The sequence below is a fragment of the Kitasatospora sp. NPDC051170 genome, from assembly GCF_044455705.1.
GTDB lineage: Bacteria > Actinomycetota > Actinomycetes > Streptomycetales > Streptomycetaceae > Kitasatospora.
Genome location: NZ_JBITFA010000003.1, coordinates 278,356 through 299,934 on the forward strand (window position 1 = coordinate 278,356; position 21,579 = coordinate 299,934).

A 21,579-nucleotide genomic window follows, 5' to 3' on the forward strand; every position below is an offset into this window, starting at 1 on the left:
CGCCGCGTCCCGGGGGCCGGGGTCGGCACCATGGGGGCGGAACGGGCGCTGACGTGCAATGACCCCGTACAGTCGGACGGCTCGCCACCAAGGGGTGGGGGTGGGGGCTGCCGCCGGGGGATGAGCAGAAGCATGACAATCCCGTCGCCGGATTGACAGGTCTGCATCAGTTGTTGGCCAGGTCCCGCCAGTTGGCAAAGAAGGTCAAGTGCCGGGCGAAAAGGGACGATTCGACCCACCCGGAGCGAGGCCCCGCCCGAGGCCACCGCCGACCGCCTGGGGTGACACCCGACCGCCCGTCGCGTCCGGTCGCATCCGGTCGCGACCGCTCGCGCCCCCGGCACGAACCGGGCCGCCGGCCGAGTTTTACATTCCTGTAGAAGTTCGCACACATGCTCTTGACACCCGGTTGGCGAGGTCCCGCCACAGGGCCCCCTTGTCCACTGCCCGGGGCCTCTGCTAACCCGCCGCCATCTGCGACTACCCGCAGCTACCCGCAGCTACCCGCGCGAGGACCCGAGCCGCTCCCGCACCTCCACGAGCCTGCGCTCCAACTCCGCACGGCGGGCGGGCCATTCCTCCCGGATGATCGAGAAGACCGCCGCGTCCCGCAGCAGGCCCTCCTCCCCCGGCGCCCAGGACCGCGCCGAACTGCGCAGCACCCCCTCGAAGACCGCCCCCGTCTTCAGGATCGCCGCCCGCGAACGGGCGTTGCGGGCATCGGTCTTGAGGTCCACCCGGCCCACGCCCCACTCCTCGAAGGCGTGCCGGAACAGCAGGTACTTCGCCTCGGTGTTCAGCCCCGACCCCTGCGCCGAGGAGGCCAGCCAGGTGAAACCGACCTCCACCGCGAACAGCGAACCGTCGAACTTCCCGCCGTCGAACGGCAGTCGGCGCGGCTCCCAGTACGCCGTCGCGCCGATCACCCGCCCCGAGGCCCGCTCCACCTGCACGTAAGGGGAGAGCAGCCCGGCGTCCCGGCGCGCGAACTGGGCGTCGATGTACGCCGGCACGGAGTCCGCGGCGGGCACCCAGGTGAACCCGTACGAGTCCCGGTCCTCCCCCGCCGCGAGCGCCAGCCCCTCGGCGTGCCGCCGCTCCAGCGGCTCCAGCCGGACGAACTCGCCCTCCAGCACGGGGCCTTCCAGCAGCCGAACCTGCGCGCCGGTCACTTCTGGAACCTCCACTGCTGGGTCGCGTTGCCCGGTGTACAGGCGGTCATGGTGAGCTGGTTGCCCACCCCGTTGGCCGTCAGGCAGTTCGCACCGCCGTTCTCGGCGATGGTGTAGGCGCCGTTGCCGACCGAGGTCTTGACCCACAGGTTGAGGATGTCCATGTAGTCGCCGAGGACGACCGCGCGGTCCCCCATCCTCTGGACGAGCCTCGCGCCGTTGTTGTTGCACGCGTTGTACGAGGAGTAGGCGCTGTCGGCGGCGAGCCAGCCGTACTGGGTGTTGCCGCCCAGCACGACCGGGTTGCCCTTCACGTTCGGGTCGGCGTTGGCCAGTCCGATCGACGCCCCGTACTGGACGTTGACGATGCGCGTCCAGGCGTCGCCGCCGCACTCCGGCGGGCGCGCCGGGGTCTGCGGCGGCGGGTTCCCGCCACCGGCCGAGGCGCCCGTGCCGCTGGAGGTGTTCTGCTGCGCGGGCGGCGGGGCGGGGTTGTTGTTCACCGGCGGACGGGCCTGGGTGCCGCCGTTGCCCCCGCCGTTGCCTCCGCCCGCGCCGCCGCTGTTCGTCCCACCGCTGTTCGTCCCACCACTGCCGCTCGACCCGCCGTTGCCACCCGCCGCCGACGGCGCCGGTACGGGCTGCTGCGGCTGCGGCTGCGCCGCGTCCGGGGTCGCCGGCGGCGCCGTGGTGGCGGCCTGGGGTGTGGGGGGCGCCGTGGTGGCGGCCGTGCCGGTGCCCGCGACGCCCGTGCCCGTACCGGCGGCTGCCGGGGCGCTGATCGCGGTGGTCGGGGCGGGCGCCGCATCCGAGCTGAACGGGTTGCGGTCGACGAACAGCGCTCCCGCCGTCCCGAGCGAGAGGACCACCGGGACGATGACCGGCACCAGCATCCTGCGGCGCCCACGGCGCTCGCTCGGCTCGGTGGCCGCGTTCGGGCCCACCCTCACGACGGGCTCCGCCCCCGGAGCGGGCGCGGCGGGCGCGTCCTGCGTGGGCGCGGCGGCTATTCGCCGGGCGCCCTTCCACAGCCTGACCGTCCGCGTTCCGGTCTCACCGGCGGGCATCCCGGCGGCCGCTCGCGCCGCGGCCGCCATCTCGGAGGCGCTGGCGAACCGGTCCTCCGGCGCCTTGGCCAGTGCCCTGGCGACCAGCGCCCGCACCGGCGCCGGAAAGGTCCCGGGCAGTTCCGGCGCCGGCTGGTGGACGTGCTTGTACGCCAGCTGCACGGCCCCGCCGTCGAAGGGCAGGCTCCCGGTCAGCATCTCGTAGCAGACGACGCCCATGGAGTAGAGGTCCGAGGAGGGCGTGATGGGGTTGGCGCGGTCGTGGGCGGCCTGTTCGGGCGACATGTAGGCGGCGGTGCCGACGAACCCGCCCGTCATGGTGATCTTCGTGCCGGCGATCGCGAGGGCGATGCCGAAGTCGGCGACGAACAGGGCCCCGTCCTCGCGCACCATCAGGTTGGAGGGCTTGATGTCCCGGTGGACGATGGCGCGCTGGTGGACGGCCTGCAGGGCGTCCAGGGCGTCGGCCACCAGGGTGAGGGCCCGCTCGGGCGGCATCCGGCCCTCGTCCTTGAGCAGGGTGCTGAGCGCCCGGCCCTCGATCAGGTCCATCACGATGTAGGCGAAGGGCTCGCCGCCATCGGTGTCCTCCCCGCGGCTCTCCCCGTAGTCGTGGACGCCCACGATGCCCGGGTGGCCGATCGCCGCGACGACCTGCGCCTCCCGGCGGAACCGCTCGATCTGCGTGGGCTCCTCCAGCAGGCCCGCGTTGAGGATCTTGACGGCCACCTCGCGCTTGAGGTTGGCGTCCTGGGCGCGCCAGACCGTCCCCATCCCCCCGCGTCCGAGCGGTTCCGTCAACCGGTACCGGTCGTTGAGCACGGTGCCCGCGCCGATCATGCCCCTACCCCCGTTTGTGTCATGCCCCGACCCGGCAGGTCGTCGGCACACAGTGTGCCAGAGGGCTTCACGGGCTCAGCGGCCGCGTGAGGACCGGTGATTGGGCGCGGAGGTACCGGACGGGTACTCAGGCGCTCCAGGTGCGGGAGCAGAGCACCAGCCGGTAGCCGTCCGGGTCGGATATCGTCACGCCGAACTCGTCCCAGTACGGGTTGTGGGAGCCCACCCGGGTGCCGCCGGCCGCCTCCAGCCGCGCGACCAGGGCGTCGTCGACGGGCGCGCCGAGGTAGACGACGAAGAGGTCGTCGACGGTCGGGGTCGGCTCCAGCGGGTTCTCGGGGTCGTGGGTCAGCTCGAAGTGCCAGGCGCCGCCGGGCGGACCGACCATCAGCAGGTCGTGGTGGCCGGGGACGCGCTCGGTGGTGCGCCACAGCACGTCGAGCCCGAGGCCGTCGGCGTAGAAGCGCTCGGCGGCCGCGAGGTCCCGGGAGGGGCGGGCGATCCGGACCCGCGTCGTCGCATCGATCATGCGCGCGACGCTAGCGCATGCCTCTGACACCCGGACAGGCCGTGACGACCGCGACGGCTGGGACTACTGGGACAGCCAGGAGGGCCGGGACAGCCGGGACGGCCAGGAAGGCCCGGCAGCACACCGTTTGACGTGGTTAGGAAATGCTAACCTAAGATGTCGCCTCGTGCTGAGAACCGAACCGCCGGGCCCCACGGACCCACCGGCGACCCCCCGTTCCTCGGTGGCCAGGCGGCCCCTGCTGCTGGCCGCCGGACTGTGTGCCCTGGTGCTGTGCGCCGCGCTGAGCCTCGCGCTCGGCTCGCGATCCATCCCCCTGAGCACCGTCCTCGACGCCCTGACCGGCGCCGCCCACGGAGGCGACGCCGACGTGGTGACGGGCCTTCGCGTCCCGCGCACCGTCATCGGACTGGCCGTCGGCGCGGCCCTCGGCGTCGCCGGGGTGCTCGCCCAGGGCGTGACCCGCAACCCGCTGGCCTCCCCCGTCACCCTCGGCATCAACGCCGGGGCGAGCCTCGCCGTGGTCGCCGCGATCTACACCCTGGACCTGACCCGCCCGGTGCAGTACGTCTGGTTCGCCTTCGCCGGCGCGGGCGTCGCCGCCGTCGCCGCCTACGCCATCTCGCGTCGCGGCGGGCAGCTGGACCCGGTGCGCCTCGCGCTCGGCGGGACGGTGCTCACCGTGGTGCTCTCCTCCTGGACCTCCTCCCTGATGCTGGCCAGCAACCGCACCCTGGACGAGGCCCGCTTCTGGCTGGCCGGCTCCGTCGCCGGGCGCCACCTGGACACCCTCACCCCCGTGCTGCCCTTCCTCGCCCTCGGCCTGCTGGCGGCCTTCCTCGTCGCGCCCGCGCTCAACGCGCTCGCGCTGGGCGACGAGACCGCGCAGTCCCTGGGCGTGCCCGTGGCCCGCATCCGCCTCACCGGCGGGCTGGCCGTCGTGCTGCTCGCGGGCAGCGCCGTCGCCGTCGCCGGCCCGGTGGCGTTCATCGGACTGGCGGCCCCTCACCTGATGCGCCCGCTGCTCGGCAACGACCACCGCTGGCTGGTGCCCGGCTGCCTGATCGCGGGACCGCTGCTGCTGCTCACCGCCGACATCCTGGGCCGGCTGGTGGTGCGGCCCTCCGAGATCGAGGTCGGCATCGTCACCGCCTTCCTCGGCGCCCCGCTGCTCGCCGTGCTGGCCCGGAAGGTGGCCCGATGAGCGCCCCCGCACCGAGGAGCACGCCCGCGCCGAGGAGCGCCCCCACGCCGATGAGCGCCTCCGCGCCGATGAGCGCGATCACCCGGCGCCGGGCCCGCACGGCCGCCTGGTCGCTGCTGGCCGCTGCCCTCCTCGTCCTGCTCACCGGCGTCGCGCTCGGCACCGGCCAGGTCGACATCCCCTTCTGGGACGCCCTGCGCGCCCTGTTCGGTCAGGGCGCGGGCGGCGACGTCCTGGTGGTGCAGCAGTTCCGGGCGCCGCGGGTGGTCTCGGCGCTGATCGCCGGCGCCGCGCTGGCCGTGGCGGGCTCGATGCTGCAGCGGCTCTTCCGCAACCCGCTGGCCGCCCCCGACACCATCGGCATCACCGGCGGGGCCTCCTTCGGCGCGGTGCTGATGCTCGCCACCGGCGCCTCCCAGCAGTTCATCCCGCTGGCCGCCGTCGGCGGCGGGCTGCTGGCGGCACTGCTGCTCGGCGCCTTCGCCTGGCGCTCGAAGATGGCCGTCACCCGGCTGGTGCTGGTGGGCCTGGCGGTGCAGCAGGGCCTGGCCGCCGCCGTGAACCTGATGATCGTACGATTCCCGGCCGAACTGGCCTCCTCGGCGATGCAGTGGACCACCGGCTCCCTCTACGGCCGCAACTGGACGGAGGTGTGGATCGGCGGCGGCGCCATCGCCGGGTGCGCGGCCGTCGCCCTGCTGTGCCAGCGGCGCATCGCCGTCCTCGACCTCGGGGACGACTCGGCCGGGGGCCTCGGCCTCGACCCCGCCCGGGACCGCCTGCGGCTGCTGCTGCTCACCATCACCCTCGCCTCGCTGGCCGCCGCGCTCACCGGACCGGTCGCCTTCGTGGCGCTCGCCGTCCCCCACCTCGTCCGGCTGCTCGCCGGGCCGCCCACCCCCGGCACGCTCGGCCTCACCGCGCTCACCGGCGCCGTGCTGCTGCTGGGCGCCGACCTCCTCGTCCTGCACGTGATCCCCGTCCACGGCCTGCCGGTCGGTGCCGTCACCGCCACCCTCGGCGCGCCCTGGCTCCTGGTGCTGATGATCCGCCAGGGCCGGCTTCCCCAGAGGAGCAGCTGATGACGACCCCCACTCCCGCGCAGACCTCTTCGGCGCAGACCCTTCCCACGCAGCAGCCTCCCGCGCGCAACCGGCTCGCCGCCCGGGGCCTCGGGCTGCGCTACGGCGACCTGACGATCGTCGACGGGCTGGACCTCGAACTGCCCGGCGGCGCCGTCACCGCGATCGTCGGCCCGAACGCCTGCGGCAAGTCCACGCTGCTGCGCGGGCTCGTACGCCTCCTCGGCCCGGCGGCGGGCACCGTCACCCTCGACGGCGCGGACATCCACCGGATGCCGGCGCGCGAACTCGCCAAGCGGATGGGCCTGTTGCCGCAGCAGCCGGTCACCCCCGAGGCGGTGACCGTCGAGGCGCTGGTGCGTCTGGGGCGCTACCCGCACCAGCGGCTGCTCACCCCCTGGTCCAAGGCGGACCAGGAGGCCGTCGAGGAGGCGCTGGAGCGCACCGGCACCGCCGAGTTGCGCGACCGGCAGGTCGACCGGCTCTCCGGCGGGCAGCGCCAGCGGGTCTGGATCGCCCTCGCGCTCGCCCAGCAGACCGACCTGCTCCTGCTCGACGAGCCGACCACCTTCCTCGACCTGCGCCACCAGCTGGACGTCCTCGACCTGGTCGCCGACCTGCACGCCGAGGCCGGGCGCACCGTCGTCATGGTGCTGCACGACCTCGGGCAGGCCGCCCGCTACGCCGACCACCTGGTGGTACTCAAGGACGGCCGCCTCGCCGCCGCCGGGCCGCCCGCCGAGGTGCTGACGGCCGAGCTGGTCGAGACGGTGTTCGGCGTGCCGTGCCGGGTGGTGCCCGACCCCGAGACCGGGACCCCGCTGGTGGTGCCCCGGGCCCGCGTCCGCACGGCCACCGCCTGAACTCCCCTCGCGCAGCTCCCTGTTCGCCCCGAAACAAGGAACCCCCCATGAACCTTCCGAGCCGTCTGCACCGCCGACTGCCCGTCGCCGTCCTCGCCGTCGCCCTGTCGACCACGCTGCTCGCCGCCTGCGGCAGCGGCGGTGACGCCAAGTCCGGGGGCTCCTCCGCCGCCGCGGCCTCACCCGGCTCCGCCGCCGGATTCCCGCGCAGCGTCAAGCACGCCGCCGGGACGGCCGAGCTCAAGACGCAGCCCAAGCGGGTCGTGGTGCTGGACAGCGGCGAGCTGGACGACGTCACGCTGCTGGGCATCAAGCCTGTCGGCGCGGTGTCCCCGCACATGAAGACCAACGGCGGGTTCCCGGCCTACCTCAAGGACAAGGTCGAGGGCACCAAGGACGTCGGCCCGATGAACGAGCCGAACCTGGAGTTGATCGCCTCCCTCAAGCCCGATCTGATCCTGTCCTCCAAGGTCCGCCACGCCAAGGTGTACGACCAGCTGAACGCGATCGCGCCGACCGTCCTGGCGGAGACCACCGGGTTCCCGTGGAAGGAGAACCTCGCGCTGTACGCCCAGGCGCTCGGCAAGGAGGACGAGGCGAAGGGCGCGCTGGCCGAGTACGAGGCGCGGGCGAAGAAGCTGGGCGAGGCGATCAAGGCGAAGAACCACGGGACGATGCCGACGGCCTCGGTGGTCCGCTTCGTGGCCGGGCCGACCCGGGTGTACGGCAAGTCCTCCTACAGCGGCGTGGTGCTCAAGGACGTGGGCCTGGGCCGCCCGGCCTCGCAGGACGTGGACAAGAACATCATCGAGATCTCGGCCGAGCAGATCGGCCAGGCCGACGCGGACCTGCTGTTCGTGACCTCGGCGGACGACCCGTCCAAGACCAAGGAGAGCGAGGTCCAGCAGACGGCCGTCTGGCAGGGCCTGAACGCCGTCAAGGGCGGCAAGGTGTTCACCGTGCCGGACGAGACCTGGATGTCGGGCATCGGTGTGCAGGCTGCGGACGCGATGCTCGTGGACATCGCCAAGGCGGCGGGCGTGGACGCGCCGAAGTAGTCGGGGTAACGGCGGACAGCGAACAACATTCAGCGGACAGCGTTCACATTTCGGATAACAGATGTCAGCGAACAGACTTCATCATCTGTTCGCTGACATCTGTTATCCCTCCGCCCACTCCCCCTCCGCCCGCTCGTGGGACAGTGGTACCCGGTGAAGGGAGCACGAACGTGCTGATGGACAAGGTGGCGGAGATACTCGCCGAGACGTCGGCCGAGGTCGTGGAGCCGCGCTTCCGCGCGCTGGCGGCGGGCGAGGTGATGGAGAAGGCGCCCGGCGAGCTGGTGACGGTCGCGGACCGGGAGGCCGAGGCGATCATCTCCCGGCGGCTGCGCGAGCTGCTGCCCGTCCCGGTGGTCGGCGAGGAGGCCGTGGCCGCCGACCCCTCCCTCACCGACGCCCTGCGCTCCGAGCCCGCCGTCTGGCTGGTCGACCCGGTGGACGGTACGGCCAACTTCGTCGCCGGCCGCCCCGAGTACGCCGTGATGTGCTCGCTGGTCCGCTCCGGCCGCACCGTCGCCTCCTGGATCTGGCAGCCGGAGACCGCGACCTCGTACACCGCCGAACTCGGCTCCGGCGCCTGGCGCGACGGCGAGCGCCTCACCCGTCCGGCCGCACCGGCCGACGCGGCCAAGCTCACCGGCGTCATCAAGAGCCGTTTCTTCGCCCCGGAGCTCCGCCGCCGCCTGGAGGCCAACTGCGAGGCGTTCGGCACGATCGACCCCGGCCTCAGCGCCGCCGGCATCGAGTACCCGGAGGTCGCGAACGGCCGGTTCGACTTCATCTTCTACTGGCGCACCCTCCCCTGGGACCACGCCCCCGGCTCCCTGCTGGTCACCGAGGCCGGCGGCGTCTCCGCCCGCCTGGACGGCACGCCGTACCGCCCCGAGGCGCCCGGCTGCGAGGACGGACTCCTGGTCGCCGCTGACCCGGCCACCTGGGAGCTCACCCGCGCCGTCCTGATGGCCGGCTGACACCGAACGGAATCAGCTCGACGGGATCGGGTCAACGGGATCAGCTCGACGGGATCAACTCGACGGGGATCAGCCCGCCCGTTCCCCCGCGACCCTGTGCCCCGCCCCCACCACCTCCCGCAGCAGCGCCCCCACCTCGCCCACCGTCGTGTGCGGGTTGAGCAGCGTCAGCTTGAGCCGTACCCGCCCCGGCCCCTCCCCCGGCAGTTCGGTGCGCCCGACCACCGCCCGCCCCGAGCGCAGCAGCAACCGCCGCAGCCGCCCGTTGAGTTCGTCGGTCTCCTCCTCCCCCAGCCCCGGCGGCCGGTAGCGGAAGAGCAGCGCGGTGAGCACCGGCTCGGCGTGCAGTTCGAGCAGCGGCTCGGCGCGAACGGCCTCGGCGGCGGCGAGCGCGAGGTCGTGGCAGGCGTCGACCAGCCGCCCGAGCCCGTCGCGCCCCAGGGTCCGCAGGGTGACGGCGAGTTTGAAGGCGTCGGCCCGCCGGGTGGTGCGCAGCGAGCGGCCCAGCAGGCTGGGGTAGCCGGCCTGTTCGTCGTCGGCGGGGTTGAGGTACTCGGCCCGCCGCGCGAGGGAGACGTAGGTCTCGGCGCGCCGGACGAGGAAGACTCCGGCGGCGGCCGGCTGCCAGCCGAGTTTGTGCCAGTCGAGAGAGACGGAGTCGGCGCGGGCGATGCCGTCGAGCAGCGGCGCGAGCCGATCGGAGAGCAGCGCCCCGCCCCCGTACGCGGCGTCGACGTGCAGCCAGGCACCGTAGCGCCCGGCGAGTTCGGCGGCGGCGTGCAGCGGGTCGACGGCGCCGGTGTCGGTGGTCCCGGCGGTGGCGACGACGGCGATCGGGGTGCGCCCGGCCCAGCTGGCCTCGGCCAGGGCGCGTTCCAACTCGTGCTCGGGCATGCGCAGTTCGGCGTCTACGGGGACGGAGACGACGGCGCGCTCGCCGAGCCCGAGCAGGGCGGCGGAGCGCTGGACGGAGAAGTGGGCGGCCTCGGAGGCGAGGATGCAGGGCCGCACGCCCGCCGGGATGCCGTCCAGTTCGACGATGCCGTCGAGTTTCTGGTCCCGCGCGAGCATCAGCCCCATCAGGTTGGACTCGGTGCCGCCGGAGGTGAGGACGCCTGCGGAGCGAGCGGGGTCGTAGCCGACGAGTTCGGCGAGTTCGGCGAGGAGCGCGGTCTCGAGGGCGGTGGCGGCGGGGGCCTGGTCCCAGGAGTCCTGGGAGGGGTTGAGGGCGCTGACGGCGAGGTCGGCGGCGGCGGCGACGGCCAGCGGCGGGCAGTGCAGGTGGGCGGCGCAGGCGGGGTCTGCCGGGTCGGCGGCGCCGTAGGCGAGGAGTTCGGTGAGCCGGGCGAGCACGCCGCGCCCGCCCCTGCCGACACCCACACCGGTGTCGGAGAGCGCGTCGGCGACGAGTGCGGAGATCTCGGCGGGGCTGCCGGCGGGCAGCGGCCCGGAGCGCAGGGCGATGCCGGCCTCCAGCGCGTCGAGGACGGTGGCGAGCAGCGGGGCGAGCGCGGCCGGCCCGCCCGCTCCTCCGGCGAGGGCGTCCAACGGGCCGCCCTCGCCCGGAAGTTCAGGCAGTTCGGGCCGGTCGCCAGTCACCGCGCTTCTCCGGCCGTCCCGAGGGAGGCCGCCGCGATGGCGTCGGCGAGCCGGTCGAGGACCGCCCGGGCCTGCTCGTCGGTGATGGTGAGCGGGGGCAGCAGCCGCAACACGGCGTCGTGCCGCCCGCCGAGTTCGACGATCAGTCCGCGCGCCAGGCAGGCTTCGCGCACCCGCACGGCCAGCGCCGGGTCGGCGGGCCGCGCTCCGCAGGCGTCGGCTTCGGCGGCGGGGTCGACGAGTTCGACGCCGATCATCAGTCCGCGTCCGCGCACGTCCCCGATGACGGGCAACTCACCGGCCAGGGATCGCAGTTGATCGATCATGCGGGCGCCGACCAGGGCGGCCCGGTCGGCGAGGGAGTGCGCGGCGACGTAGCGCAGGGTGGCGGCCCCGGCTGCCATGGCGAGGGTGTTGCCACGGAAGGTGCCGGTGTGGGCGCCGGGGCGCCAGCCGTCGTAGTCCTCGCGGTAGACGACGACGGCGAGCGGCAGGCTGCCGCCGATGGCCTTGGAGAGCACCATCGCATCGGGGACGATGCCGCTGTGCTCGACGGCCCACATGGCGCCGGTGCGCCCGACGCCGGTCTGGACCTCGTCGACGATCAGCGGGATGCCGCGCTCGGCGGTGACGCGGCGCATGGCGCGCAGCCAGTCGTCCGGCGCGGGGACGACGCCGCCCTCGCCCTGCACGGCCTCCAGGACCATCGCGGCGGGGGTGACCACACCGCCGGAGGGGTCGTCGAGCAGCCGCTCGACGTAGGTGGCGGAGAGTTCGGCCCCGGTCTCGCCGCCGACTCCGAACGGGCAGCGGTAGCCGTACGGGTAGGGCAGGCGTACGACGTCCCGCCCGCCGGGCAGCGGCTCCTTGACGGCGACGTTGCCGGTGAGGGCGAGGGCTCCGGCGGTCATGCCGTGGTAGGCGCCGGTGAAGGCGAGGGCGCCGGAGCGGCCGGTGGCGGTCTGCATGAGCTTGAGCGCGGCCTCGACCGCGTCCGTCCCGGCGGGGCCGCAGAAGTGCACCTTCGCGTCGGCGGCGAAGGCGGGGGGCAGGCTCTCGAAGAGGGCGCCGGTGAAGTCGTCCTTCTCGGCGGTGGCGAGGTCGAGGAGGTGGAGGGGGGCTCCGCTGTCGAGGGTGCGGCGGATCGCCTCCAGCACCACGGGGTGGTTGTGGCCGAGGGCGAGGGTGCCGGCGCCGGAGAGGCAGTCGAGGTAGCGCCGTCCGTCGGCGCCCTCGACGGTCATGCCGTGGGCGCGGACGGGGACGATCGGGAAGGAGCGGGCGTACGTGCGGGCGGCGGACTCGCGCACGCGCTGGCGGCGCAGGATCCCCTCGGAGGCGGCCTGGGCGGGTACGGCGGCGAGCGGCATGGCGGACCCCCAAATGAAAGTTAGGTAAGCCTAACTTTACTGCCCTTGACCTGCCCGGATGCACCGGGGGCCGCAGAACCACCCGCGCGAGTGAACCATCGCCGCATCACGCCCCACGTCTCCCAACGAGCACCGGCCCGAAAGGACACGGCCTGGCGCGACCCGCGTCCGGGCGTCAGGCCCGGCCCGTCCAGCGGTAGCACAGCTCCGGCCGCCCGACGCTGCCGTACTGCGGCTCGCGCACCGCCCGTCCGGTGTCCACCAGGTGCTCCAGGTACCGGCGCGCGGTGATCCGGGAGACCCCGGCGGCGGCGCCCGCGGCGGCGGCCGACAGGCCCGTCTCCGCCTCGCGCAGCACGGCCGCCACGCTCTCCAGGGTGGGGGCGCTCAGCCCCTTGGGCAGGGTGCTGCGCTCGGAGGTGCGCAGCAGCGCGAGCGCCTGGTCGACCTCGTCCTGTCCTATGGCCTCGCCGGTGCGCCCGAGGCTGGCGCGGTAGCGGGCGTAGCGCTCCAGCCGGTCGTGCAGGGCGGCGGCGCTGAACGGTTTCAGCAGGTACTGGACGACCCCGGCGGAGACGGCCTGGCGGACCATGGCGAGGTCGCGGGCCGAGGTCACGGCGATGACGTCGGTGGTGTGCCCGGCGGTGCGCAGCGTGCGGCACAGTTGCAGCCCGTGGCCGTCGGGGAGGTAGAGGTCGAGCAGGGTGAGGTCGACGGGCCGGCCGGCGGCGCGGGCGCGTTCCAGGAAGCGCAGCGCGTCGGCGCAGCTGTGCACCGTGCCCGCGGCGTGGAAGCCGGGTTCGCGCTCCACGTAGAGGGTGTGCGCGGCGGCGGCCACCGGGTCGTCCTCGACGACCAGGACGGAGATGCCCGGGTCCGCGCTCACGTCGAAGCCCCCAGCGGCAGCCGGACGGTGAGCACCGCGCCGCGCTCGCGGCCGACCTCGACGGTGCCGCCGTTGCGGCGGGCGGCCTGGGCGACGAGGGCGAGGCCGAGGCCGTGCCCGCGGCCGTCCTGCTTGGTGCTCCAGCCTCGGCGGAAGACGTCGCTCACGGCGGCGGGGTCGATGCCGGCGCCGGTGTCGGCGACGCGCAGCAGCAGGCAGTCGCCCCCAACGTCGCCACGGGTGGAATCGACGCCCCCGGAATCGACACGCGCGGAATCGATGCGCGCGGTGACGGTGACCTCGGGCGCCTGCGGGCTGTGGGCGGCGCCGGCGATGGCGGCGTCCACCGCGTTGTCGATCAGGTTGCCGAGCACGGTGATGAGGTCGCGGGCGCTGAGCCCGGGCGGCAGCACCCCGTCGTCGATGCGGCTGTCCTCGGTGAGGGTCAACTCGACGCCGCGCTCGGCGGCTTGGGCCGCCTTTCCGAGCAGCAGCGCGGCCAGCACCGGTTCGGCGACGGCCGCGACGACGCGGTCGGTGAGCTGCTGGGCGAGCGCGAGTTCGGCGGTGGCGAACTCCACCGCCTGTTCGTGGCGGCCGAGTTCGATCAGGGAGACGACGGCGTGCAGCCGGTTGGCGGCCTCGTGCGCCTGGGCGCCGAGGGCCTCGGTGAAGCCGCGTACGGAGTCCAGTTCGCCGCTGAGGGACTGGAGTTCGGTGTGGTCGCGCAGGGTGACGACGCGGCCGAGGCCCGTGCCGATGGTGGAGGTGTTGAGCACCACGACCCGCTCGGCGGTCAGGTGCACCTCGTCCCGTACGGGCCCGGCGCCGAGCACGGCCGCCGTCAGCGCCTCGGGCAGGCCCAGGTCCTCCAGCGGGCGTCCGTTCAACTCGCCTTCGAGGCCGAGCAGTTCGCGGGCGGCGTCGTTGCAGAGCACCACGGCGTGGTCGCGGTCGAGCAGGACGAGGCCCTCGCGGACGGAGTGCAGGGTGGCCTGGTGGTACTCGTACAGGTGGCTGAGTTCGTCCGGGCCCATGCCGTGGGTGTGGCGCCGCAGACGGGAGTTGGCGAGGTAGGTGCCGAGCCCGCCGAGCGCGAGCGCGCCCACCGCGACGCCGACCAGGGCCAGCAGGGGGCCGCTGAGCTGCGCGGAGATGGAGTCGAGCGTGATGCCGACGCTGACCAGCGCGATCACGTGACGCTGCCCGTCGAGCACCGGGGTGACCACCCGCACGGACGGGCCGAGGGTGCCGGTGTACGTCTCGCTGCTGGTCTCGCCCGCGAGCGCCCGGTCGATGTGGCCGAGGTAGCGGCGGCCGATCTCCTCGGGCCGGGGGTGGGTCCAGCGGACCCCGGCGGTGTCCATGACGGTGATGAAGGAGACGCCGCTGTCGCTGCGCACCTGCTCGACGTACGGCTGGAGCACGGCGGTCGGGTCCGCCCCGGTGACGGACTCGCGTACGGTCGGCGAGTCGGCGACGGCGTGCGCGACGGCGGTCACCTCGCGACGGGCGGCGCCCTCGGTGCGGTCGGCGGTGAACAGGTAGGCGAGCACCGCGCCCCCGGCCACCACGGCGGCGACGATGACCACCTGCACCACGAACAGCTGCCCGGCCAGGCTGCGGACCGGCCGGCGCGACGGGCGCGGCCGGCGGCGCGGGGCGGTGGGGGCGGGGCGCTCGGACATGCCTGCCAGTGTGCACCACCGGGTGCGCGCCCCGTCGTGGCCGTCATGCGCGAACTCTATGAACACAAACGTGACCTGCGTCACCCGTGCGCCGCATAGTCGGATCGGCCCTCCCCACCCAAGGGCCGCCAGGACTGCACGGCAAGGGAGCCGCAGATGACGAACGCCGAAGCCGCCCCGGTGGGCGCGCCCAGACGCAAGGACCGCACCCACTACCTCTACCTCGCCGTGATCGCCGCCGTGATCGCGGGTGTGGTGGTCGGCCTCGCCGCGCCGGACTTCGCCGTGGAGCTGAAGCCGGTCGGCACGGGCTTCGTCAATCTGATCAAGATGATGATCAGCCCGGTCATCTTCTGCACCATCGTGCTGGGCATCGGCTCGGTCACCAAGGCCGCCAAGGTCGGCCGGGTCGGCGGCCTCGCCCTCGGCTACTTCCTGGTGATGTCCACCGTCGCGCTCGCCATCGGCCTGCTCGTCGGCAACCTGCTCGAACCCGGCGGGGGCCTGCACCTGACCGCCGCGCTCGCCAAGTCCGGCCACGCCCAAGCGGCGGCCGGCGGCGCCCAGTCCACCGCGGACTTCCTGCTCGGGATGATCCCCACCAGCCTGCTCTCCTCCCTCACCGAGGGCAAGGTGCTGCAGACCCTGCTGGTCGCGCTGCTGGTCGGCTTCGCCCTCCAGGCGATGGGCCGGTCCGGCGCGCCCGTGCTGCGCGGCATCGAGCACGTGCAGAAGCTGGTCTTCCGGATCATGTCGATGATCATGTGGGTCGCACCGGTCGGCGCCTTCGGCGCGATGGCCGCCGTCGTCGGGGCCACCGGCACCGCCGCGCTCAAGAGCCTCGCCGTGATCATGATCGGCTTCTACCTGACCTGCGCGCTGTTCGTCGTCGTGGTGCTGGGCGCGCTGCTGCGCCTGGTCGCCGGGATCAACGTGTTCACCCTGCTCCGGTACCTGGGCCGGGAGTTCCTGCTGATCCTGTCCACCTCCTCCTCGGAGAGCGCCCTGCCCAGGCTGATCGCCAAGATGGAGCACCTGGGCGTCAGCCGCCCCGTCGTCGGCATCACCGTGCCGACCGGCTACAGCTTCAACCTCGACGGCACCGCGATCTACCTGACGATGTCCTCGATCTTCATCTCCGAGGCGCTGGACAAGCCGATGGGGCTGGGCGAGCAGCTGTCGCTGCTGGTCTTCATGGTGATCGCCAGCAAGGGCGCGGCCGGGGTCACCGGCGCCGGACTGGCCACCCTCGCGGGCGGACTCCAGTCGCACAAGCCCGCCCTGGTGGACGGCGTCGGGCTGATCGTCGGCATCGACCGCTTCATGTCCGAGGCCCGGGCGCTCACCAACTTCGCGGGCAACGCCGTCGCCACCGTGCTGATCGGCCGCTGGACGGGCGAACTGGACGCCGAGCGCGCCGCGCTGGTGCTGGCGGGCGGCCTGCCGTTCGACGAGCGCACGCTCGTCGACGGCGACCACGGGACGGACGAGTCGCAGGACGACACGCGGGACGGCCGGCAGGACAGCCGGCAGAACGGCCCGCGGGACGACAAGGCGCCCGCCGCCGCCCCGGTGGCCGTCTGATCCCGCGCCGCCCCCACTCCCCGCTCCCCCCAGCTCCCCTCGGTCCGGATTCCCCCGGCGGACCGAGGGGTTCTCCTTTCCCCCGGAGCTCAGAGCTCCTCGGAGCCGCTGATCCCCCAGGCCACCCCGCTCGCCGGATCCTCCAGGGCGATGTGCAGGTGGCGCAGGCCCGCCGCCGGCTCCTGCCAGGTGAAGCAGCGCATCCTCGCCACCAGCGCGGCCACCTCCGGCCCGCCGCCCGGCCGCCCCGCCATCGCGGCCAGCGCCCGCCACACCGCCAGCCGCCCGTGCGCCGAACCGCGCTCGCGCCCGCCCGCGGCCGCCTGCACCAGCGCCGGATAGACCAGCGCGAACGGCAGGTACCCCCCGGTGACCCTGCGGCGCCGGGCCAGCCGGGCCGCCGCCAGCGGGGCCGGACCCCGTACGCAGACCGTCTCCGCCCAGGGCGCCAGCGCGGCCAGCGCCGCCGCCGCGACCGTCGCCCGGTGGGCCCGCTGCCCGCCCAACCGCTCGACGGGCTCGGGCAGTTCGACCGCGACCAAGCCCTCCCGGTCGGCCGGCAGGGTCAGCAGCGCGCTGCGCGCCCCGCCGCAGGGCAGGTACTCCCGCACCCGCGCGCCCTCCTCCCACCCGGCCGCCTCCCAGGGCTCCAGCCGCAGTGGCACCCCGTCCGCCCCGGGCTCGGGCCCGCCCCCGGACCCGCCGTACGAGAGGTCCTCGCCCAGCAGCACCCGGGTGTGCGCGACCAGCCGCCGCACCGGCGCGGGGCCCAGCAGCGGGGCCAGCCGCAGCCAGGAGTGCCGCGTCGCCAGGACCTCCCACAGCGGCCCGGCGTCATGGTCCCCGACCCCGGCGGCGGCGCCCGGGCCCCCGTCCGGATCGAACAGCCGGGCCGCCACCTCGGGCGGCGCCGAGTACGCGATCAGATGCCCGAGCGGCGCCGCCAGCCCCGCCGCCGTCGCCTCCCCCGCCCGCTCGGCGGCGACCGCGCGCCCCTGCCGGTAGGCGGCCAGCAGCTCGGGCCAGCGGCCGTCGTCGGCCAGGGCGCGCAGGCGGTGGTCCTCGTCCGTGATCACGATTTTCAATGTACGGGCCGAGGAGTCGCATCCCCGGGCTTGCCGCCGGGCTCGGTGCGTCGAAGGCCGCTCCCACGCCTTTCCCACGCCCTTCCTGCGCCCTTCCCACGCCTTTCCCGCGCCTTTTCTCGCGCCGCCGCGTGCTCAGCCCACCGCCTGGGCGTCGGCGAGCAGGCGGGCCGCGTGGACCCGGCCCGCGTGTTCGACCAGGTTGATCAGCACCTCCTTGCCCGAGGCGCGGCGGCGGGCGTCGCACAGCAGGACGGGGGTGCCGGGGTCCAGGTCGAGGGCGCGGGCCACGTCCTCGGGGCCGTACTCCCGGGTTCCGGCGAAACGGTTCACCGCGACGACGAACGGGATGCCCCGGTGCTCGAAGAAGTCGACGGCGGGGAAGCAGTCCGTCAGCCGGCGGGTGTCGGCGAGCACGACGGCGCCCAGGGCGCCCTGCGCCAGTTCGTCCCAGAGGAACCAGAAGCGGTCCTGGCCCGGGGTGCCGAAGAGGTAGACGGACAGGCCCTCGCGGATGGTGATGCGGCCGAAGTCCATCGCGACCGTGGTGGTGGTCTTGCGCTCCACCCCGTCCAGGTCGTCCACCTCGCGCCCGGCCTCGGTCAGGCGCTCCTCGGTGCGCAGCGGGCGGATCTCGCTGACGGCGCCGACCAGCGTCGTCTTGCCGACGCCGAAGCCGCCCGCGACGAGGATCTTGAGGGCGAGGACGGCGGTGTCGGGGTCGTCGTCCCCGTCCGGAACGGGGTGGCGGTCAGAGTGCGCGGAGTCCATGGACGACCTCCTGGAGGATGCGCTCGTCGGGGAGCAGGGCGGGCGGGACGGGGCGGGTGACCCGGATCAGCCCGGCCGCCAGCAGGTCGCCGAGGAGCACCCGCACCACGCCCACCGGCAGGTCGAGGTCGGCGGCGAGTTCGGCCACGGACAGCGGGGTGCCGCGGCACAGGTCGAGGATGCGGGCCTGTTCCGGACCGGCCACGGGCTCGGCGACGGCCGGGGCGAGCAGGGGGTCGGGCTGGTCGGTGAGGACCAGGGCGATCAGGTCGAAGCGCTGCCCCTCGCCGGTGCGCCCGCCGGTCATCGCGTACGGGCGCACCAGGGGCCCTGCCTCCTCGTCGTACCAGCGGGCGCGGTGGGCGGCGGCGAGGGGGTTGCGCGGCTCGGCGCCCGGCGGGCCCGGGGGAGCGCCCGGGCGCTGCCGGTCCGGGCCCCGCTCGAACGGGCCTCGCTCGAACGGGCCTCGCTCGAACGGGCCCGGCCCTAACGGGACCTGCTCGTAGGGGCCTTGCCCGAACGGGTCCTGCTCGTACGGACGCCGCTCGTACGGACGCTGCACCGGGCTCACCCGCCGTGGACCGCGCGCGGTGCGGTGCCCAGGTGCTCGCCGACGCGGCGCACCATCCTCGCCATCTCGTAGGCGATCAGGCCCAGATCGGCGCGGGCGGTGGTGAACACGGCCAGGCAGGTGCCCTCGCCGGCGGCGGCGACCAGCAGGTAGCCGCCCTCCAACTCGACCATGGTCTGGCGCACTTCGCCCGCGCCGAAGTGGCGGCCCGCGCCCTTGGCGAGGCTGTGGAAGCCGGAGGCGACGGCGGCGAGGTGGTCGCCGTCCTCGCGCTGGAGGCCGGCGGAGCTGCCGATGGCCAGGCCGTCCGCGGAGAGCATCACGGCGAAGCGGACCTCCGGGGCGCGCTGGGCCAGCTCGTCGAGGAGCCAGTTCAACTCGCCCGCGCGGTGGGTGGTACCGATCATGTGGTCTCTCCTTCGGGTCGGTGCTCTGGCAGGTGGCGCTCGCCCGGCCGGTCGCCGGGCGGATCGCCGGGCCCGTCGCCGAGCCGCTCACCGAGCCGCTCGCTCGTGCGGCCGTACGGCGCTTCGCCGTACGGCCGGGAGCCGCGCGCCCACCCGGTCTGGAAGGCGGCCATCGCGGCCCGCGCCTCCTCCGGGCTTCGCTCCTCGGGCCCGACGGCAGCCCCGACGGCAGCCCCGGACGTGAACCGGCCGCGACGCGGATCCGGCCGCTCGGGGGCGGCCCGCAGCTGCGGCGCCAGGCTGGCCTGGCGGACGCGGCGCGGCAACTCCTCCTCACCGACCGGCGGTTCGGACCATTCGGGGCCGGAGCGCGGACGCACGGCGCTGCCCGGGCCGCCGTCCGCCACCGGGCGCTGCGAGGAGCGGTACGGGACGTGGCGCGCCGGGCCCGACTCCCCGGCCCTGCCCCCGAAGGGCAGCAGCGCCGCCCCCTCCCCGGCCTCCGGCGGCGGCCCACCCGCCGCCGGAGGAGTCACCGTCGGCGCGTACGCGGGAGCCGTCGGAGCCGTCGGAGCCGTTGGAACGGCCGGAGTCCGCCGGGGTGTCACCGGCTCGATGTCCAACTCCTCGATGTCCAACTCCTCAACGGGATCGAGCCGTTGGGGCGACTGCCCGCTCCCGTCGGCCAGCAGCCCGGTCGGCAGCAGGACGACGGCCGTGGTGCCGCCGTACGCGGAGGTCACCAGCGAGACCCTGACGTCGTGCCGCCGGGCGAGCCGGCTGACCACGAACAGGCCCAGCCGGTCACTGTCGAACAGGTCGGACTGTTCGGCGGCGGCGATGCGCTGATTGGCGTCGGCCAGCGCCGCCGCCCCCATGCCCAGGCCCCGGTCCTCGATCTCCAGCGCGTAGCCGTTGCCGACCCGTTCGCCGCGCACGTGCACCCGGGTGTGCGGCGGGGAGAACCCCGTGGCGTTCTCGACGAGTTCGGCCACCAGGTGTGTCAGGTCGGCGACGGCGTGACCCATGACGGCGACGCGCGGCAGCGGGTGCACCTCGACCCGGGCGTACTCCTCGACCTCGGAGACGGCCGCGCGCACCACGTCCACCAGCGGGACGGGCCGGCGCCAGGCGCGCCCGGGGGCGGCGCCGGAGAGGATGATCAGGCCCTCGGCGTGGCGCCGCATTCGGGTGGTGAGGTGGTCGAGCCGGAAGAGGTCGGCGAGTTCGGACGGGTCCTCGGTGCGGCGCTCCATCGAGTCCAGCAGGGTGAGCTGGCGGTGCACCAGCACCTGACTGCGGCGGGCGAGGTTGACGAACACCCCGGAGACCCCGGACAGCACCTCGGCCCGCTCCACCGCCGCCGTGACGGCCGCGCGCTGCACGGTGCCCAGCGCCCGGTGCACCTGGCCGATCTCGTCGCCGCCCACGGCGCTTCCGGCCGACGGCCGGGGCGCCTCCGCCTCGACGTCCACCTCCTCGCCAGCCCTCAACCTGCGGATGGTGGCCGGGAGTTTGCGCCCGGCGAGGTCCAGGGCCGAGTTGCGCAGGCCGATCAGCTCGATGACGAGTCCGCGCCCGATCTGCACGGAGATCACCAGCGAGGCGACCACCGCGAACAGGCCCAGCAGCACGGCGATCCCGGCAGGGGTGAACAGGCCCAGGGCGTAGGGGTTGCGGCTCTCGGCGGCGAGGCGGCCCGCCCGGTCCTCGGCGGCCCTGAGCGCGCGGGCCGTGTTGCCCGCCACCAGCGCCCACCGGTCGGCGGGCACGGCGGCCAGCGCGGTACGGGCGTCGGGCGCGGTGCGCACCTTCTCCTCGTAGGCGGCGAGGTCGCGGCGGTCCTGGTCGTCGGCGGCGGCCTCCGGGCCGTTCGTGGGCTGAACAGAGTTCATCGACTGCACGCTGTTCGTCCGCTGCGCACTGTTCATCGGCTGCACGTTGTTGGTCGGCTGCGCACCGGCGACCGACTGCTGGAACTCCCGCCGGGCGAAGGCCGCGCCGGAGAACTCCCGCCACTGGTCGTCGCCGAGGGTGCCGGAGAGCTGGGCGGCGCGCAGCAACGCGTCCTCGCGGGCGAGGAGTTCGCGGGAGCGGGCGAGGTCGAGCGGGGCTCGTACGTCGGCGTCACCGCCGCTGCCGCCGGGCCCGAGCCGCACGGTGACGGCCGTGGAGGCCGCGAGCGCCCGGTCCACCGCCTGCCCGTACGCCGCGTACGCCTCGGGCCAGCCGACACCCCGGGCGAGCACGCGGGCGCGCAGCTCGGGCAGGGCGGCGAGGGACCCGGCGAGGGCGTCCAGCCGGGCCGCGGCCTCGGCGCCGAGGCCCTGGGCGTCGGCCCGGTTGTAGCCCTGGCCGGGGCGGCCGGGGTCGGGGAAGAGCGGGGCGAAGGCGCGGTCGGTGCCGGCCGCGGCGGTGCGCAGGTCACCCTCGCGGGCGGCGGTGGGGGCGCCCTGGGCGGCGGCCAGGAGCTGTCCGGCGGCGGCGCGTTCGGCCTGGAGTCCCGCGACGGTGTCGCACAGCGGTGTGAGGACGGTGCGCTGGGCGTCGCGCTGGCGCAGCAGGTCCCAGACGCCCTGGGCGGTGGTGACGGTGGCGAACCCCCACAGGCCGATCACGGAGACGACCGGCACCATCAGCAGGGCGATGATCCGGGCGCGGACCGACCGGGGGCGCAGGCGGCGCAGCCAGGGGCCCGGGCGCGGCTGGCGCGCCGGAGGCCCGGCGTGGGCGCCCCGGCGCGCGCCGGGGGCGTGACCGCGGTCTTCTCGCATGGGTGAGCAGCCTTTCCAGTGCGGGAGAGGTCGGGCGGGAGAGGTCGGCGGGAGA

The 21,579-nt window shown here is 74.7% G+C and carries 18 protein-coding genes; 6 read left to right on the forward strand and 12 right to left on the reverse strand.

The window, feature by feature from the left end; all coding sequences use genetic code 11:
* Nucleotides 1–500 precede the first annotated feature (500 nt).
* From ACIBCA_RS08295 to ACIBCA_RS08305, 3 genes are all read right to left on the reverse strand, one after another.
* Nucleotides 501–1,172 (reverse strand): GNAT family N-acetyltransferase, encoded by a 672-nt coding sequence (locus ACIBCA_RS08295; RefSeq protein WP_396282044.1) that lies wholly within the window; start codon nt 1,170–1,172, stop codon nt 501–503.
* On the reverse strand, nt 1,169–3,079 hold the full coding sequence (locus ACIBCA_RS08300; protein ID WP_396282045.1) for a protein kinase: 1,911 nt from the start codon (nt 3,077–3,079) through the stop codon (nt 1,169–1,171). The genes ACIBCA_RS08295 and ACIBCA_RS08300 overlap by 4 nt, the downstream gene beginning before the upstream one ends.
* A 127-nt stretch (nt 3,080–3,206) precedes the next feature.
* Entirely contained in the window at nt 3,207–3,608 is a 402-nt protein-coding gene (locus ACIBCA_RS08305; RefSeq protein ID WP_396282046.1) for a VOC family protein, read from the reverse strand.
* A gap of 223 nt (nt 3,609–3,831) precedes the next feature.
* Here ACIBCA_RS08305 and ACIBCA_RS08310 point away from each other — a divergent pair, with 223 nt between their 5' ends.
* From ACIBCA_RS08310 to ACIBCA_RS08330, 5 genes are all read left to right on the forward strand, one after another.
* On the forward strand, nt 3,832–4,812 hold the full coding sequence (locus ACIBCA_RS08310) for a FecCD family ABC transporter permease (RefSeq protein ID WP_396282047.1): 981 nt from the start codon (nt 3,832–3,834) through the stop codon (nt 4,810–4,812).
* Nucleotides 4,809–5,894, forward strand: coding sequence for a FecCD family ABC transporter permease (locus tag ACIBCA_RS08315; RefSeq protein WP_396282048.1), 1,086 nt, complete (start codon nt 4,809–4,811; stop codon nt 5,892–5,894). The genes ACIBCA_RS08310 and ACIBCA_RS08315 overlap by 4 nt, the downstream gene beginning before the upstream one ends.
* Nucleotides 5,894–6,757, forward strand: coding sequence for an ABC transporter ATP-binding protein (locus ACIBCA_RS08320; RefSeq protein ID WP_396282049.1), 864 nt, complete (start codon nt 5,894–5,896; stop codon nt 6,755–6,757). The genes ACIBCA_RS08315 and ACIBCA_RS08320 overlap by 1 nt, the downstream gene beginning before the upstream one ends.
* A gap of 47 nt (nt 6,758–6,804) precedes the next feature.
* Nucleotides 6,805–7,815 (forward strand): ABC transporter substrate-binding protein, encoded by a 1,011-nt coding sequence (locus ACIBCA_RS08325; protein WP_396282050.1) that lies wholly within the window; start codon nt 6,805–6,807, stop codon nt 7,813–7,815.
* Nucleotides 7,816–7,991: 176 nt separating this feature from the next.
* Nucleotides 7,992–8,789 (forward strand): inositol monophosphatase family protein, encoded by a 798-nt coding sequence (locus ACIBCA_RS08330; protein WP_396282396.1) that lies wholly within the window; start codon nt 7,992–7,994, stop codon nt 8,787–8,789.
* A gap of 69 nt (nt 8,790–8,858) precedes the next feature.
* Here ACIBCA_RS08330 and ACIBCA_RS08335 read toward each other — a convergent pair whose 3' ends face one another.
* From ACIBCA_RS08335 to ACIBCA_RS08350, 4 genes are all read right to left on the reverse strand, one after another.
* Nucleotides 8,859–10,388, reverse strand: coding sequence for a pyridoxal phosphate-dependent decarboxylase family protein (locus ACIBCA_RS08335; protein WP_396282051.1), 1,530 nt, complete (start codon nt 10,386–10,388; stop codon nt 8,859–8,861).
* Nucleotides 10,385–11,758, reverse strand: coding sequence for a diaminobutyrate--2-oxoglutarate transaminase (locus ACIBCA_RS08340; RefSeq protein WP_396282052.1), 1,374 nt, complete (start codon nt 11,756–11,758; stop codon nt 10,385–10,387). The genes ACIBCA_RS08335 and ACIBCA_RS08340 overlap by 4 nt, the downstream gene beginning before the upstream one ends.
* A gap of 175 nt (nt 11,759–11,933) precedes the next feature.
* Nucleotides 11,934–12,644: a response regulator gene (locus tag ACIBCA_RS08345; protein ID WP_396282053.1), complete on the reverse strand. Its 711-nt coding sequence runs from the start codon at nt 12,642–12,644 to the stop codon at nt 11,934–11,936.
* On the reverse strand, nt 12,641–14,332 hold the full coding sequence (locus tag ACIBCA_RS08350) for an ATP-binding protein (protein WP_396282054.1): 1,692 nt from the start codon (nt 14,330–14,332) through the stop codon (nt 12,641–12,643). Before ACIBCA_RS08350 ends, ACIBCA_RS08345 begins: the two co-directional genes overlap by 4 nt.
* Before the next feature lie 156 nt (nt 14,333–14,488).
* On the opposite strand from ACIBCA_RS08350, the gene ACIBCA_RS08355 reads away from it, so the two are divergent.
* Entirely contained in the window at nt 14,489–15,916 is a 1,428-nt protein-coding gene (locus ACIBCA_RS08355; RefSeq protein ID WP_396282055.1) for a cation:dicarboxylate symporter family transporter, read from the forward strand.
* Between the two features lie 89 nt (nt 15,917–16,005).
* On the opposite strand, the gene ACIBCA_RS08360 is transcribed toward ACIBCA_RS08355, so the two are convergent.
* The 5 genes from ACIBCA_RS08360 to ACIBCA_RS08380 all read right to left on the reverse strand — a co-directional run bounded on the left by ACIBCA_RS08360 (nt 16,006) and on the right by ACIBCA_RS08380 (nt 21,524).
* Nucleotides 16,006–16,992, reverse strand: a complete 987-nt coding sequence (locus ACIBCA_RS08360) for a hypothetical protein (RefSeq protein WP_396282056.1) — start codon at nt 16,990–16,992, stop codon at nt 16,006–16,008.
* 144 nt (nt 16,993–17,136) lie between these two features.
* Nucleotides 17,137–17,772 carry a GTP-binding protein gene (locus ACIBCA_RS08365; protein WP_396282057.1) on the reverse strand — a complete coding sequence of 212 codons (636 nt, stop codon included), beginning with the start codon at nt 17,770–17,772 and terminating at the stop codon, nt 17,137–17,139.
* Nucleotides 17,753–18,097, reverse strand: coding sequence for a DUF742 domain-containing protein (locus ACIBCA_RS08370; RefSeq protein WP_396282397.1), 345 nt, complete (start codon nt 18,095–18,097; stop codon nt 17,753–17,755). Before ACIBCA_RS08370 ends, ACIBCA_RS08365 begins: the two co-directional genes overlap by 20 nt.
* 242 nt (nt 18,098–18,339) lie before the next feature.
* Complete coding sequence (locus ACIBCA_RS08375) at nt 18,340–18,750, reverse strand: roadblock/LC7 domain-containing protein (protein ID WP_031065113.1); 411 nt, start codon at nt 18,748–18,750, stop codon at nt 18,340–18,342.
* Nucleotides 18,747–21,524 (reverse strand): nitrate- and nitrite sensing domain-containing protein, encoded by a 2,778-nt coding sequence (locus ACIBCA_RS08380; RefSeq protein WP_396282058.1) that lies wholly within the window; start codon nt 21,522–21,524, stop codon nt 18,747–18,749. The genes ACIBCA_RS08375 and ACIBCA_RS08380 overlap by 4 nt, the downstream gene beginning before the upstream one ends.
* Between the last annotated feature and the right edge of the window lie 55 nt (nt 21,525–21,579).